The 15323-nt window shown below is 63.6% G+C and carries 14 protein-coding genes; 7 read left to right on the top strand and 7 right to left on the bottom strand.

Going from position 1 to position 15323, the window contains the following annotated elements; genetic code table 11:
• Positions 1–157 precede the first annotated feature (157 nt).
• A complete protein-coding gene (locus ASN89_RS00490) occupies positions 158–562 on the top strand; it encodes a hypothetical protein (RefSeq protein ID WP_046683608.1) in 405 nt (134 codons plus the stop codon).
• 56 nt (positions 563–618) lie between these two features.
• On the opposite strand, the gene ASN89_RS00485 is transcribed toward ASN89_RS00490, so the two are convergent.
• From ASN89_RS00485 to ASN89_RS00465, 5 genes are all read right to left on the bottom strand, one after another.
• Entirely contained in the window at positions 619–1653 is a 1035-nt protein-coding gene (locus ASN89_RS00485) for an RNA methyltransferase (RefSeq protein ID WP_058047893.1), read from the bottom strand.
• A gap of 65 nt (positions 1654–1718) precedes the next feature.
• Positions 1719–2060: a zinc ribbon domain-containing protein YjdM gene (locus ASN89_RS00480; protein WP_034756972.1), complete on the bottom strand. Its 342-nt coding sequence runs from the start codon at positions 2058–2060 to the stop codon at positions 1719–1721.
• Positions 2061–2151: 91 nt separating this feature from the next.
• Positions 2152–3126 (bottom strand): CDF family Co(II)/Ni(II) efflux transporter DmeF, encoded by a 975-nt coding sequence (dmeF, locus tag ASN89_RS00475; RefSeq protein ID WP_058047892.1) that lies wholly within the window; start codon positions 3124–3126, stop codon positions 2152–2154.
• A 10-nt stretch (positions 3127–3136) separates the two neighbouring features.
• Positions 3137–3412, bottom strand: a complete 276-nt coding sequence (locus ASN89_RS00470) for a metal/formaldehyde-sensitive transcriptional repressor (RefSeq protein WP_034784058.1) — start codon at positions 3410–3412, stop codon at positions 3137–3139.
• Between the two features lie 58 nt (positions 3413–3470).
• Positions 3471–4295 (bottom strand): TlpA disulfide reductase family protein, encoded by an 825-nt coding sequence (locus ASN89_RS00465; RefSeq protein WP_058047891.1) that lies wholly within the window; start codon positions 4293–4295, stop codon positions 3471–3473.
• A gap of 184 nt (positions 4296–4479) precedes the next feature.
• Here ASN89_RS00465 and ASN89_RS00460 point away from each other — a divergent pair, with 184 nt between their 5' ends.
• The 3 genes from ASN89_RS00460 (at position 4480) to ASN89_RS00450 (ending at position 7733) form a co-directional block, all read left to right on the top strand.
• A complete protein-coding gene (locus ASN89_RS00460) occupies positions 4480–5466 on the top strand; it encodes an alpha/beta fold hydrolase (protein ID WP_161911725.1) in 987 nt (328 codons plus the stop codon).
• Between the two features lie 85 nt (positions 5467–5551).
• Complete coding sequence (locus ASN89_RS00455; protein WP_046683605.1) at positions 5552–5980, top strand: MarR family winged helix-turn-helix transcriptional regulator; 429 nt, start codon at positions 5552–5554, stop codon at positions 5978–5980.
• Complete coding sequence (locus ASN89_RS00450; RefSeq protein WP_058047889.1) at positions 5973–7733, top strand: chloride channel protein; 1761 nt, start codon at positions 5973–5975, stop codon at positions 7731–7733. The genes ASN89_RS00455 and ASN89_RS00450 overlap by 8 nt, the downstream gene beginning before the upstream one ends.
• A gap of 7 nt (positions 7734–7740) precedes the next feature.
• Here the strand turns inward: ASN89_RS00450 and ASN89_RS00445 are convergent, their stop codons facing one another.
• Together ASN89_RS00445 and ASN89_RS00440 are read right to left on the bottom strand one after the other, a co-directional pair.
• Positions 7741–8277 (bottom strand): DUF2325 domain-containing protein, encoded by a 537-nt coding sequence (locus ASN89_RS00445; protein WP_058047994.1) that lies wholly within the window; start codon positions 8275–8277, stop codon positions 7741–7743.
• Positions 8278–8549: 272 nt separating this feature from the next.
• Entirely contained in the window at positions 8550–9155 is a 606-nt protein-coding gene (locus ASN89_RS00440) for a hypothetical protein (RefSeq protein ID WP_058047888.1), read from the bottom strand.
• Positions 9156–9377: 222 nt separating this feature from the next.
• On the opposite strand from ASN89_RS00440, the gene ASN89_RS00435 reads away from it, so the two are divergent.
• Genes ASN89_RS00435 through ASN89_RS00425 form a run of 3 tightly spaced genes read left to right on the top strand, consistent with a single transcriptional unit; the run spans position 9378 to position 15316 of the window.
• The gene (locus ASN89_RS00435) at positions 9378–12542 is read left to right on the top strand and encodes a type VI secretion system Vgr family protein (protein ID WP_082654328.1); all 3165 of its coding nucleotides are present in this window, start codon (positions 9378–9380) and stop codon (positions 12540–12542) included.
• The gene (locus ASN89_RS00430) at positions 12539–14290 is read left to right on the top strand and encodes a hypothetical protein (protein ID WP_058047887.1); all 1752 of its coding nucleotides are present in this window, start codon (positions 12539–12541) and stop codon (positions 14288–14290) included. The genes ASN89_RS00435 and ASN89_RS00430 overlap by 4 nt, the downstream gene beginning before the upstream one ends.
• Entirely contained in the window at positions 14291–15316 is a 1026-nt protein-coding gene (locus tag ASN89_RS00425; protein ID WP_058047886.1) for a PoNe immunity protein domain-containing protein, read from the top strand. It begins immediately after the preceding gene.
• The last annotated feature ends 7 nt before the right edge of the window (positions 15317–15323 follow it).

The following is a 15323-nucleotide window of genomic DNA, read 5'->3' as shown; positions in this document are numbered from 1 at the left end:
GCGGTCAAGGCGGCGCACGATTGTGTGCCAGCATGGGACCGCCCACTTCGTCTCGACGGAAGGCCGCTCATGCCGCCTGATCGTCAGCCCGCGCTGATTGACATGCGCCAGATGGCGGATGATACTTGACATCCGGGGTTGCCATTGGAAGCCGTACATGCGTATCGTCGACTTTGAAGTCCGCAAGGAGTGTCCGCCGCAGTTGTGCGACTGCGAGCGCGAGCGCCTGCTCGACGATGCGCAGGCGGACCTGTCCATCCTGCGCCTGAACCTGACGGAAGAAAAGCGCCTGCTGGCGCACATCGAGGGTATCGCCACCCATGCGCAGTTGCGGAAGCTGCAGCTGCTGTTGCAGAAAAACCTGGGCGTGGAATTGCAGATTACACCGGGCAGCGGCGAAGTGCGCACCGTGCGCGGCTTCCAGATCCGCCTGCTGGAGCGGCCCGGCCTGTGCCGCAAGACGCGCGCCGCCATTCCCGCCGCCGTGCGCCGCTGCCTGGCCGCGCACCCCGAGATAGCGTTTGCGATATTGAATGAAAACGATTTGCTGGGCGGGGTGTGATCCGGCACCATTATTGGCCTCGCAATGTCGGATTACGCGGTTCCCGCTAATCCGACCTACGCCGCCACGCTGGCGCGGATGGGAATGACCTTGCCCTTCGCTTCGCGCGCCCTTAACTGCCCGCAGCCGCCCTCCACGTCCTGACCGGCCGAATCGCGCAATTTGGTCAGCACCCCGCGTTCGTGCAGGGCGGCGGCAATCGCACGCGCCTTTTCCCAGCTGGGGCGCTTGAACGGCAAGTCGGCTATGGTGTTATACGGGATCATGTTCAGCACCGCGTACTTGCCCTTTAGGAGTTCCACGATGCCATCCATCTCATCGTCACCGTCGTTGACGCCTTCCATCAGGGTCCATTGATACTGCACCGGGTAGCCGGTCAGGCGCGCATACGACTCGCCGAAGTCCACCAGTTCGCGCGGAGTGAGCCTGGGCGCGCGCGGCAGCAGCTGTTCGCGCAACTCCGGCTTGGTCGTGTGCAAGGAGAGGGCCAGCGCCGGCTTGACCCTGCCTTGCGGCAGGCGCTCGAAGGCGCGCGGGTCGCCCACCGTGGAAAACACGAGGTTCTTGTGGCCGATATTGCCCTCGGTGCCCAGCAGTTCGATCGCTTCCATCACATTGTTCAGGTTATGCGCCGGCTCGCCAATGCCCATGAAGACGACTTTTTTCACGGGACGCATGGTGCGCGCCAGCACCACCTGGGCGACAATTTCTCCGCTGGTCACTTGCCGGATCAAGCCGTCGCGGCCCGTCATGCAGAACTGGCAGCCGACGGCGCAACCGACCTGGCTCGATACGCACAAGCCGTCGCGCGGCAGCAGCACGCTCTCCACCGTCTGGCCGTCGTGCAGTCCCACCAGCAGGCGCGCGGAACCGTCGGCCCCCGGATGGGTGCTGAGCAGCTTCAGCATGCCCTGCAATTCCAGGTCGAGCGCAGGCAGGGCATCGCGCACGGGCAGGGGCAAAAAATCTTCGGCGCGGCGCCGGCCCTGGTCGTGCGGCTGCCCCTGTATCCAGTCGCGCAGCACGCGCTGTTCGTGCAGGGGCTTGGCGCCCAAGGCGCGCAGGCGCTGGCGGATGGTATCGATTTGCATGGCGTCAGAATAAAAAAAACGGCGCGCAGGAATGAAACCGGCGCGCCGTGTTAGGGGTAAAAGCTTTAGACCTTCTTGACGAATTCCGTCTTCAGACTCATGGAACCGAAGCCGTCGATCTTGCAGTCGATATCGTGATCGCTGTCGACCAGGCGGATGTTCTTGACCTTGGTGCCCATCTTGACGACACCGCCGCCGCCCTTCAATTTCAAGTCCTTGATGACGCTGACCGTGTCGCCGTCCTGCAGGATGTTGCCAGCCGAATCGCGGTATACCTTGGCGCCCTCTTCGACCGCTTCGCCAGCCGTGGCCGACCATTCATGCGCGCATTCAGGGCAGATCAACTGGCTGCCGTCTTCGTACGTGAATTCGGATTTGCATTGCGGGCATGGTGGTAATGTGCTCATTTTATTCTCTGTCTGGTGAACAGCGCGTGCTGTAAAAGCCGACATTATACTGCCTACGCCCCGCATCAGCGGGCTTGTTTCACCATCATTGTCAAGGACGGCGAATAATCTCGATGGTGCTGTGGACGATCTCCTCGTGGATGCCGATGCGCGCGCGCAGCTCGGCGCCTGTCAGCGCGGGGTCGCGGCTGACGACGGACAAGGCGCACGAGTACAGCTGCTTGCCCACTCGCCACACGTGCAGGTCGACGATACGCGGCGTGTCGCCGGCGCTTTCCACTTCCACGGCCTCGCGGATTTCATCCACCACGGGGTGATCCATCTCGCGGTCCAGCAAGACCTTGCCCGTCTCCTGCATCAGCTTTTTCGCCCACAGGGCCACCAGCACGGCGCCCGCGATGCCCATCACGGGATCGAGCCACTGCCAGCCGTAAGCCCACGCGCCGGCCAGCGCGACGATGGCCAGCACGGACGTGGCGGCATCGGCCAGCACGTGGATGTACGCGGCTTTCATGTTCAGGTCTTCGCCATGGCCATGGTGGTCGTGGTGATCGTGATGGTCATGCCCATGGCCGTGGTCATGATGATGGTCGTGGTCGTGATGCCCGCCGAGGATCAGCGCGCACACGAGGTTGACCACCAGGCCGAAGGCCGCCACCGCCATGGCCTGAGGATAGTGAATGGATTGCGGCGAGAACAGGCGTTCGACGGAAGCGGCCACCATCAGCACGGCCACGCCCAGCAGCAGGATGGCGCTCGTGTAGCCGGCCAGCACCTCGATCTTCCACGTGCCGAAGGCGAAGCGGGAGTCGCGCGCATAGCGGCGCGCGGCAGCATACGCAAACGCGGCCAGGCCGATGGCCAGCGCGTGCGAACTCATATGCCAGCCATCGGCCAGCAGGGCCATGGAGTTGTACCACCAGCCGGCGACGATTTCCAGCGCCATGGTGGCCAGGGTGATCCACATGACGATGCGCGCGCGGCGTTCGGCCTTGCCATTGCTGCTGTCAAAAACGTGTTCGTGCTGCCAGGCGGAGAGGTCTTCGCCGAGGGATTGCGTTTGCATGCCGTTCTCCTTATTTGAGGTAGGTGCGCAGGATGCCCGCGATGTCGTCGGCGCCCCTGGCCCGCTCGTCGCCGGAGATATCGGGACTGGCCACGTGCTCGCGCAAGTGTTCTTCGATGACTTCGGCCATCAGGCCATTGACGGCGCCGCGCACGGCGGCGATCAGCTGCAGCACTTCGCCGCAGTCGCGCCCTTCTTCCAGGCCCCGCTCCAGGCCTTCCACCTGCCCCCGGATACGCTTCACGCGATTGAGCAGCTTGGTCTTGTTGTGCGCCGTGTGTCCCATGATTTCACTTCGATAAATACTATAGGGGGGTATACTATCAGAAACGGTGGCGGCCGCGTCAAGGCGCCGGCGCGATCTTTTGCAGCTTGCTGGCCAGCGAGGCATCGGACAATTCGCCCAGGTGCGTGTCGACCAGGCGTCCTCGCGCGTCATAAAACAGGGTGGTGGGCAGGGCCGAGGAACTGGCCGCCTTGCCCAGCGCCGCCCCGCTGTCGAGCACCACATTGCGCAGGGTGGCGCCGCTCCTGTCCAGGAAAGCGCTGGCGGCAGCCGCATCCTCGCGCTGGTTCGCATACACGAAAACGATATCGGCACGTGCCTGCTGTGCGGCGGCCAGCACGGGCATCTCGCGCCGGCATGGCGGGCACCAGCTGGCCCACAGATTCACCACCAGCGGCTTGCCGCCGGCCAGCGCCGCCAGGGTCACGGGCGCGCCATCGAGCGCCTGCAGCGCCACGGCCGGCAAGGCCGTCGGCTTGTCGTAGGCCAGCGAGAGCCCTGCGCTCAACGCACCCCAGGCCAGCGCCCCGGAGGCCACGCTGACGGCCAGCGGACGGCGCATGGCCGCCATGGCGGGACACCGGCAACGCCATGCGGCGATGGCCAGCGCGGCGGCGATGCCGGCCGGCGCCAGAAAGCCGCCATCGCGGATATTGATGATGGACCAGGGAGCGGCCAGGTACTGTTCATGCCAGCGCAGGACGAAGGCCAGCCGCGCCGCCAGCAGGCCGGCGATCAGCATGTCGGAAACGAGGGGGCTGGCGTCCGGCAGCCGGCGGGATCTGCGCAGCCACCACGCCGCGCCGTAGGCGACGCACAGGGCAACGAATAACAGGACGAGGCCCGTGGGCAGGGCCAGGGGACCGATTTGCAGGGACAGCATGGGCGCTTTCGTCAACAGTCAAGGCGCCCATTGTGCCTCAAGCCCCGCCGGGCAGCGCCTCGCGGCAAAGGCGAGCGGGCGTTTTTCCTACGCCAGGCACCGCAGAACGCCTATCGCGCCGGCGGCCTGCCATGGGCATCATGGATGCCTGACTCCCTAACAGGGGCACAGCATGAAAAAAGACATGAACGCCGTTGTTGCGAAAGGCGCGCCGGCACGGGCACAGGCACGTAGGGGCTGGACCCTGGGCGCGCTGGCCCTGGGCGCCGCGTGGCTGTTTGTCCGCAACCGCAGCCGGCAGGCGGAGCGCGCGCATCCGCCCGCAGGCCATTTTCTCGACGTGCACGGCACACGCCTGCACTACCTGAGCCAGGGCGAAGGTCACGTCATCGTGCTGTTGCATGGGAATGGCGTGATCGCGGAGGATTTTCGCCATGCGGGCCTGTTCGAGCAGCTGGCGCGCACGCACCGCGTGATCGCCTTCGACCGGCCCGGCTTCGGCTACAGCAGCCGGCCGCGCGGCACGCTGTGGACACCGGCCGCCCAGGCCGCGCTGCTGGCCGCTGCGCTGGAGCGGCTGGGCGTGAGCCGCGCCGTCGTGCTGGCGCACTCCTGGGGCACCCTGGTGGCGATCTCGATGGCCCTGCAGCACCCGCACCTGGTGCAAGCCATGGTGCTCGCTTCCGGCTACTACTATCCCAGCGTGCGCTTCGATGTGCTGACGGCAACGCCGGCCATCCCCGTCATCGGCGATGTGCTCAGCCATACCGTGTCGCCCCTGCTGGGTCGCCTGATGTGGCCCCTGTCGGTCAAACGCGCGTTCGCGCCCTCGGCAGTGCCGGACAGCTTCAAGCGCCTGTCGCCGTGGATGATGCTGCGTCCCGGCCAGTTGCGCGCCGAGGCTGAAGAAACGGCCATGATGATACCGAGCGCGGCGGTGCTGCGCAAACACTACCCGGAACTGCGCATGCCCGTGTCCATCGTGGCCGGACGCGAGGATGCGATCGTCAGCGCCAGCCACCATTCCGCGCGCCTGCACGATGAGCTGGACAACAGCGAACTGACCTTGCTGCCCGACGCCGGCCACATGATCCAGCACCTGTCGCAACCCACCCTGCTGCGCGAAACGGCGCGGGCCGGATACGGCGCGGGCATCGGCATCCCCGCCTGAACATAAACTTTTCAGGGAAAGGCTTTCCGGCCATTTATATCACGTTGTGATATATTTGACGCCTTTCTCTCACCAGGCCGCCGCGATGCCCCTTGCCCCTCCCGCCACACTTGGCAAACATGACTTTACGACCCTGTCGGAATTTCGCTATCAGATGCGGCGTTTCGAGCGCTTCTCCGACGACGTGATCCAGGCGCACGGCATCACGCCGCTGCAATACCTGCTGCTGCTGCATATCAAGGGATACCCGGGCCGCGACTGGGCCACGGTGGGCGAACTGGCTGAACGGCTGCAGGCGAAGCCGCACGGCGTCGTGGCGCTGGTCACGCGCTGCGAGGCATCGGGTCTGGTGGAGCGCCGTCACAGCAGCGCCGACCGGCGCCGTGTCGAAATCCACCTGCTGGCCGACGGTGAAGCCATGCTGGCCAAGCTGGCGCAATTGCACCGCACAGAATTGCTGTCCCTCGAAGGCGTGTTCACCATCCCGAAGCTGGCGGGAGACGGCCATGCATAAATACGATACGCGGCGCGACTTCGATGGCCAGGCGCGGCTGATCCTCATCTCCGGTCTCGCCATCGTGGTCGGCGCACTGAGCACCGTGACGGCCTGGGTGCTGCTGCGCGCGATCCACTTCTTCAGCAACCTGTTTTTCTTCCAAAAATTATCGACCGACTTCACGTCGCCAGCCGGCCACGCGCTGGGCATCTGGGTCATCGTCGTGCCCGTGCTCGGCGGCCTCGTCATCGGACTGATCGCCCGCTACGGCACGGAGCAGATACGCGGGCACGGCATTCCCGAAGCCATCGAGGCGATCCTGTTCAAGAAAAGCCTGATGTCGCCCAAGGTGGCCGTGCTCAAGCCGCTGGCGTCGGCCATCGCCATCGGCAGCGGCGGTCCGTTCGGCGCCGAAGGGCCGATCATCATGACGGGCGGCGCCGTCGGCTCGCTGCTGGCGCAGCACTTTCACCTGAGCGCGGCCGAGCGCAAGACCCTGCTCGTGGCAGGCGCCGTGGCAGGCATGACGGCGGTATTTGGCACGCCCGTGGCGGCGCTGCTGCTGGCCGTGGAACTGCTGCTGTTTGAATTGAGGCCGCGCAGCCTGGCGCCAGTGGCGATTGCCTGCGTCATCGCCGGCTTCCTGCGCCCCGTGCTGATCGACAGCGGCCCCCTGTTCCCGCTGCATAGCGCGGCGCTGCCGCCATCGGCATTGCTGTCTTGCCTGATCGCCGGCTTGCTGTGCGGCGCGCTGGCCTGGCTGTTGTCGACGTCGCTGTACCGCGTGGAAGACCTGTTTCACCGGTTGCCATGCCACTGGATGTGGTGGCCGGCCATCGGCGGCCTGGCCGTGGGCATCGGCGGCTATTTCCAGCCGCGCGCGCTGGGAGTGGGCTATGACGTGATCGCCGACCTGCTGCACAACCATATCGCGGCCGGTGCGCTGCTCGCGCTGCTGGCCGTCAAGGCCGTGATCTGGCTGCTGGCCCTCGGTTCGGGCACCTCGGGCGGCGTGCTGGCGCCGCTGCTGATGCTGGGCGCCGGCCTGGGCGCCCTGCTGGGTCCCTACCTGCCCGGCAGCGAGCCTGCCATCTGGCCGCTCGTCTTCATGGCAGCCACCCTGGGCGGCATGATGCGCGCGCCCATCATGGCCGTGGCCTTCGCGTTTGAACTCACGCACGACGTCAATGCGCTGCTGCCCGTGATGGCCGCGTCGGCAGTCGCCTATGCCTTCACCGTGACCACCATGCACCGCTCCATCCTGACGGAAAAGATCGCCCGCCGCGGCTACCATATCTACCGCGAGTACGGCATCGACCCCATGGAACGCCATAGCGTGGCCGAAGTGATGACGCCAGCGCCGCTCAGCATCGACGCCGGCGCGCGCCTTGCCGACGTGCTGGCCAGCCATTTCGGCGAGACGCAGCGCCATCGCGCCTTCCCGGTCACACGCGACGGCGCGCTCGTCGGCATGCTGGACCGCCCTACCCTGCTGGAGCGCCTGCCCGGCAACGGCGACCTGACGGCCGGCGAGCTGTTTGGCGTGAACATGTCGGTCGTCGCCCTGGCCGATGAAACGTGCCGCGCCCTGGCGACCCGCCTGGCCGTGCACGAACTCGAACGCCTGCCCGTCGTCAGCGACGCCAGGACCTTGCGCCTGATCGGCATCGTCAGTCGCAGCGACCTGGTCAAGCCGGCGCTGGGCCTGCAATCGGAAGAGGTGCAGCGGCAGACCGTGCGGCGCCTCTGGCCGCTGCAGCGCCAGCGATAAAAAGAGTTCAGGTGAGCAGCGCTTCCTTGCGCACGAAATGCATGGCTTGAGGCTGGTCCACCAGCACGCACTGCTTGCCCGTGCGCTTGCAGTGGTCATGCACGCGCCAATAGGCGTCGTGGCTGACGCAGCCCGTCTGGCAAATCACCAGGTCGGCCGCCACCAGGCCCGCTTCCAGCGCCGCCACGTCGTCGGCGCCAGCGTCGCCGCCCGCGTGGTGCAGGAAGCGCCCGCCCGCCTGCTCGATGACCAGCTGCGCCACGTTGGCGCCGGCGGCCGGTCGGCCCGCATTCTGCTCCAGATAGCTGCCCACATACAGCACGGCTTTTTCGCGCACGTCGGCCTGCAAGACGGGCGCGGGCAGCCACTGCAGGCGCAACAGCTCGCGCATCAGGTCTTGCACGCGCTCACCGAGCCACTCGACCTTGCGCGCCAGCCTGGCACGCGTCGGCAAGCCCGGCACGCTGGCCGCCAGTTCGGCCAGTTCGTCGCGCGCCAGCGCCAGCCTGGTATCGCGGATCACGACCTGCGCCCGCGCGCGCATCAATTCCGATTCAAGCTGCGCGATGCGAGCCGCCTGCGCAGCCAATTGCGCACTGCAGCGCGCCTGCGCGCGGCCATACTCGCCCATCAGCACGCGATGCTCGTGCGCGATCACGTCCTCGTTGCCATACACACTGCCCATCATGCCCTCCTTCACCGCCCGTGGCGCCATGGCGCCAGCCCACGCTACCCCATTGCCCGCATTATAAATGAGAATCATTATTATTTGTCTATGCGCGTGCGTGCAGTAGGGGTATGCGGTGGCCGCCAGCGTCACGCAGGCGGCGGGCAAGACAGCAGGCGCTGCCAGACGTCGTCCTGCACTTCTCGAACATGCCGCAGGCCGTCGGGGCCACGATAGATGTCCAGCGTGTTCGGCCACGCCATATCGATGAACAACTGCCGTGCAGGATCGATCAGCAGGGACTGCCCCACATAGTTACCCTTGATCTCGCTCTTGTTCACGGCCAGCAGGCGCGCGCCGCCCGCAAGCGACCGCTCGTCCAGCGCCACGCCGCTGCGTTCGGCCACGTCGCGCAGCCAGCGTTCGCGCCAGCGCGCCTGCTCCTCGAACTGTCCCTTCGGTGGCCGGTCCAGCTTGACGACGGCCGCCACGGGACCGCCTATGCCCGCCTGCAGCGAAAAGCCCATGCGTTCCTGCAATTCGACCGTGTAGGCCTCTCCCTTGACGTCGATCTGGTAGCGCCCCGTCCCGTCCTGCACCAGCAGCTTGGCCTGTTGATAGGCAGGCTTGACGCAACTGGCGTACTGAGAAACGAGCACGTCAAGGAACGGCGGTGCGGCCGGGGGAGATGCCGCCATGGCGGGCGACAGGCTGGCACACAGCGCGGTAGCGGCCACGCATTGCATCGTATTCATTCTTGCTCCGGTTGTTGCACAATTTTCTCAATGGTGGAATTGGCAAGATCCGCACTCTACCTGATGGGGAGAAAACAGCCCACACGGCACCGAACGACAGGCCCTGGCGCACGATTCAATTGAATCGCGCTTGTTAAATCACTATTTCTAAGGTGTAATCTTATAAGTAAATCATTGAATTAATTGCAAGCACACTCATCTCGCCACACGGAGTTCCAATCCATGTCCGAATTGGTCCAAGCAAGCGCGTCGTCGTCAGCCGGTGAAGCACCCGTCGCCAACGTCTACAGCCAGGCCACGCGCCTGCTGAAGCTGAGCACGCCGCTGGGTCCGGACAAGCTGCTGGCCGAATGCGTGCGCGGCGAGGAAGGACTGGGACTGGGCTATGTCTTCCACATCGCCGCCCTGTCGCTCGATGCGGCCATTCCTCTCAAGTCGCTGATCGGCCAGCCCATCCTGCTGGAATTGCGCACGGCCGCCGGCGCCGAGAACTGGCGCCCTTTCCACGGCCATGTCACCGCGGCCGAACTGGCGGGGGCGAACGGCGGCTTTGCCCGCTACAACCTGACCATGCAGCCGTGGACGGCCTTCCTGGCACACGGCCGCGACAGCCGCGTCTTCCAGGACCTGGCGGTACCGGACATCCTCGAAGTCGTCTTTACCCGCTACCAGGGCCAGGGCATGCTGGCGCCAGCCTGGCGCTTCGACCTGCTCGACCGCGCGGCTTATCCGAAACGCAGCATCTGCAGCCAGTACCAGGAAAGCGACTGGGCCTTTGCCGAGCGGCTGATGAGCGAGGAAGGCCTGTTTTATTATGCCGAACACACGGGCGACGCGGGCAGCCCCAGCCTGGGCAGCCACACCCTCGTCATCGCCGATCACAACGGCAGCTTCAAGCCCAGCGCCCAGGCCAGCATCGCCTACAGCCAGCCCGGCGCCGTCATGCCGCAAGACACGATGGACCGCTGGCGCATGCAGCTGCGCCAGCAAACCAACGGCATCGAACTGTCCAGCTGGGACTACCGCGCGCTGGGCGGACGGCCCATCAGCGCCGCTGGCGCCCATGACGGAACGATGGCGCTGGTCAGCCGCGACGCGCCCGGCGCCTATGCCTACCCGTCGCGCGAGCACGGCCAACGGCTGGCCGAGCGCCAGTTGCAGGCGCTGACGGCGTCCAGGGAAGTGTTTACCGGCGCCGGCACCGTGCGCACCCTGGCGCCCGGCACCACGTTTACCCTGAGCGGCCAGGCGCAAACGGATGCGGCGGGTGGCGGCGACGCAGCGACCTTCCTCGTCACCCGCACGGTACACCTGATGCATAACAACCTCGATGCGGAACTGGGCGGCGGCATGCTGCAGCGCTTCGGCCGGGGCTTGCTCGACGCGCTGATCGGCGAAGAGGCGGCCGGCAGCCTGCACGCCGTCGGCGACTCCATCAGCGAACGCCCGCCCTACCGCAACCGCATCGACGCCATCCGCAGCAAGATCCCCTACCGCAGCAGCTATGCCAACGGCCACGGCCAGTTGCTGCATCCGCGCCCCGTCATCATGGGTCAGCAGACGGCCATCGTCGTCGGCCCGGCCGGCGCCCAGCTGCACACGGACCGCGACCATCGCATCAAAGTGCAATTCCACTGGCAGCGCGGGGCGCAAAGCCATAGCCGGCTGGCGCACCCGGCCGCCGACGGCCACACGGGTGCGCCCGGCGACGACAGCGCCGGCACCTGGGTCAGGGTGGCCACGCCGCTGGCGCCCGTCGCCGGCGCCAACTGGGGCAGCAACGCCCTGCCCCGCGTGGGCCAGGAAGTGCTCGTCGATTTCCTGGAAGGCAATATCGACCGCCCCGTCGTCATCGGCACGCTGTACAACGGCCGCGGCCAGGCCGACGCGCAAAACAACCAGGTCAGCCAGGGCACGGGCGCGGCGACGGGCAACGCGCCGGCCTGGTTTCCCGGCCAGGCCGGCGCCCATGCCCATCCGGCCGCCTTGTCGGGCATCAAGACACAGGCATTGCCAACGAGCCAGGGCGGCGGCGGCGCCTACAGCCAGCTGGTATTCGACGACAGCCCGGGCCAGGGCCGCGTGGCCCTGCAGCGCCACGCCGGCCCCCATCAGGGCACGGCCGAACTGAACCTGGGCCATTTGCGCCACCAGAGCGACAACCAGCGGCTGGCGCCTGCCGGCTTCGGCGCCGAGCTGAAAACGGAACACAGCGCCGCCCTGCGCGCGGGCGCGGGCATGCTGCTGTCGGCGCATGGCCGCGACGCCAGCGGCAGTCACATGGATGCGAAGGAAGCGCTGGAACAGCTCACGCACAGCTTGCAACTGCAGACCTCGCTGGCTGAGCAGGCGCAAAAACATTTCGCGCTCGAGATGGCCAGCCCGGATACCGCCGGGACAGCCGCCCCGAAGCCCCCGGCCACGCCGGACCAGCCGGAGACGCCGCCCCAGGCCGCCCAACTCCCCGCCCTCGCCCAGATGCAGCACAGCATCGAGGTCTTGGGAGCGACGGCCGAGGGCGCCGCCGCTGCGGGCCAGGGCCAGCAGGCGGCGGGCGGCGAAGGCCAGGCCAGCGCGTATGGCGACCCGCTGCTGCAATTGTCCAGCCCGTCCGGCATCGCCGCCACCACGCCGGCCAGCGCCGTGCTGGTCGCCGGCGGCAATGGCAGTCTGGCGGCTGGCGCCGATCTCAACTTCGCGGCGCAGGGCAACAGCCTGTACGCGCTGGGCAAGGGCATCGGCCTGTTCACCTACGGCAAGGCCAGCAGCAAGGACAAGCCCAACCAGGAAACGGGCATCCGCCTGCATGCGGCCAGCGGCAAGGTCAGCAGCCAAAGCCAGTCCGATGCGACACGGCTGACGGCGGACAAGGCGATCACCGTCAGCAGCACCGCCAAGAGCGTCACGGCGGCGGCCAAACAGCACATCCTGATGACGGCCCAGGGCGCGTACATCCGCCTCGAAGGCGGCAACATCATGCTGCACGGCCCCGGAAAAATCGATTTCAACGCCAGCATGAAGGAATTGACGGGGCCGGCAAGCAGCCAGCCTACCTTGCCGGCGATGCCGAATGCGGCCGACCTGGGCCGGGCAGTCGAGCTGAACCTGCATTATGGCGATCTCGAGCCTGTCATGAACTCGCCCTACAAAATCACGTTCGCCAATGGCACGTCGCTGAGTGGATTGCTCAACGACAAGGGCCATGCCCGCCTCGAAAACATTCCTCCCGGCGCCTATCACATTGAATATGGCGAAGACCAGCGCGACTGGGTGGCGCCCCCATTGGTAGCGGAACCCCGTTTGCAGCAAGCGAGGCAGCAGCTGAAACAGGCATCGGCATTGCTGGAGGCGGCCCGAAAAACCAGTAAGCCGGAGCCCAAGCCATGAGCCAGAATTTTGTCGACGAGATTGTCGAATTTTTCAAGGACCTGATCCTCGGCGACTTTGAGGATGACCAGGGCAAGGCCGCCATGATCGTCGGCGGCGCCATTTCCCTGATCCCCGTGGTTGACCAGGTGATGGACGTGCGCGATGTCTCGGGCATCATCTACCGCGTCGGCAGGAAAGGCGTGTCGCGCGCGACCCGCGATGACTGGGTCGACATGGCGTTGGCGGCGTTCGGCTGCATTCCGGAAGTCGGCAGCCTGTTCAAGACCATCATCAAGCCTTTGCGCAAGTACCGCAAGGAGGTAGGCGCGGCGGCCGCTGGCGGCAATGTCATGATCGAAGCCATGCTGGGCAAGAGCAAGGGCGCCGCGATCAAATTCCTGAAAACTTTCCAGTGGGCGCAAAACACCCAGCTGGCAATCAGCACGGCGATGAGCGCGCTGGACAATTGCGTGCAATTGCTCGGCTACCTGTCGACCAGCCATTGGTGGCTGCCGTCGGACTTGCAGCATCTGGCGCGCGACATGAAACCGCAAGTCGAAGCGGTGCGCGGCCCGCTCAAAGCCGGTATTGCGCAAGGCGCCAAGGCGTTGCAGGACTTGATCGAGGACATGCTGGGCGAAGACGCGTTATGGGCGGCAAAAAAAATCGCCGTCGCAGCCGGTACCGGCGCCAATACGGCGGCCAGGCACAATCACAAGCCAGGCAACACGCATCCGCACAGCGCCAACGCCCAGTTCAAATCGCCCACGATCAGCGCCGATAAAAAGTCCAAGGGCATGGATGCCAAAGCAAAAACCAAAGAACGGGACTCGCCGGGCAAGGGCAAGGAACACAAACCCGTGGACGAATCGCACCGCCAGAGCAGCGACGGCGGCACCGCGCCGGTGAAGAATACGTCGCGGCCGATTCGCGAATTGCTGTCTGAAATCAAATTTGGGCCGCGGGGACTGGTTGGTGAGCATATGGCCGACTACTACCATATGGATCATGTGCTCAAGAAAACAGGTGACTGGCCACACGGCAACATCCACGGTAAATGGCGCAGCAAATATCCACGCATTGTCGGCCCCGACAGCAAACACAAGCGCCCCACCGAATTGGTGCCGGAAGACCTGGCCAAGGTGACACTGTCAGGCGTCGATACGATCTGGCAGACCGACACGACTACCTATCACTTCATCGAAGCCAAATTTACTGAAAGCGTGTACAGCCTGCACGGACGGCTGAAAAAAAATATGGCAAATGGGAAAATCCCGCGTGCGCCGGCATCGTTAAATGACCGACAGTTAACTTTATGGGCGTTGCTTGGGGAGCCTAAAAAGGGAACACAGATGGGGAAAAAATGGATTACCAAAAGCACGAATAATCCTGCAATGGTCACGTCCAGCAATTTCAAAAACCGCTGGGTATATCTGATGCTTGGAACTGCAGCCCTGACCAATCCATTTGTTACGGCAGCACATCCTACAGGGAAACTTAAATTAACGGCCGCACCGGGAATTTTCGAACACATGGAAGCCATATGGGAATTGATGAAATCAAACGACCATTACAATATAAAAATACATGACAAACACAAAAAAACGCATGGAATAACTGATGAATTTGACCATCTGGAAATTGATCGAGTAGCAGATTTGCGTGAAGTAGCGACAAAATTATCTTCCGAAAAACCTGCGGGACAAGAAAAACCTAAAGACAAACAGGAAAAACCGAAGTCCCCCAAACGAAATCCTGGGAAATAAATGCAAAACATTCCATTCCATGATCGCCGCCGCCAGCAATTCATTTACCAGGAACTGTATGAAAAAACTCTGGAAAATTCGCTTGCCCTGATACAAGTCCAACAGAAAAATAAGGAATCGGCTGAATCCGCGGCAGATCTCAGTCTGGCTTACAATTTTTTGTATCTTGAAAATTTCTGGATTTGGCTACTGGATTACACTGCGGGCATGCCCATAGAGGACCTCGCACCACGCCTGCATGGCATCGTGGACAAGTTTGTGGAGTGGAATGAAGTCGATCAAATCCATCAGAAGGAAATATTATCGAAATATCCTGAATATGGCCCGTATAAATATCGGGCAGCACCAAATTTCGGCGACCTTTCCGATTATGAAGATACTCTGCAATTATTAAGTATCGCTATATTATTGCGTGACCAGCGTTCGGTCAGTCGCATCATACGCATACTAAGCAGCCACCGTGGACAGGATGGCTTGTTCGAGGAACTGATTAGCGCCTATGTGGAGGATGCGATCATGATCGACACTTGCGTACTTGGCAAACCGTACGATGTCTTGCTGCAGACAGTTTATGAAGATGATGAAAATTCGGCACGAAATTTACTCAAGAAATATTTGAAACAATGGTACCCGGCGATGAAGGACCATCCTCGCTGGTACAACGGTCACCTCAGAATCAGCGATGAAGGCTACGCGCCATATTATGGTTATTGGGCATTTGAAGCAGCTGCAATGGTTTTTGTTTTTGACTTCGATGACAGTGACATAGACCATTTGGTCTATCCAAAAGACCTCGTTGACTATGCGCGCAAGTTACGTAAAGAAAATCGATATACGAGTATCGATGTGGAAGATGTGACAGGTGCCCACCGTGTCGAAGGCGGCCAGCCCTGCCCGCAAACCGGCTTCTGGGAAACCCCGGCAAAGCTACACAGCCGTAGCCATTTTGAGCAAGGTGACAGAATGCCAGTTTTCGATGATTCTAAATATGGAGAAACCATTTGGTATTGGAGTACGGAACAGTAGCCTCCAT

It is taken from the genome of Janthinobacterium sp. Ant5-2-1 (assembly GCF_001445815.1).
Taxonomy (GTDB): domain Bacteria; phylum Pseudomonadota; class Gammaproteobacteria; order Burkholderiales; family Burkholderiaceae_D; genus Janthinobacterium; species Janthinobacterium lividum_E.
This window is presented reverse-complemented; position numbering and strand designations above follow the sequence as displayed.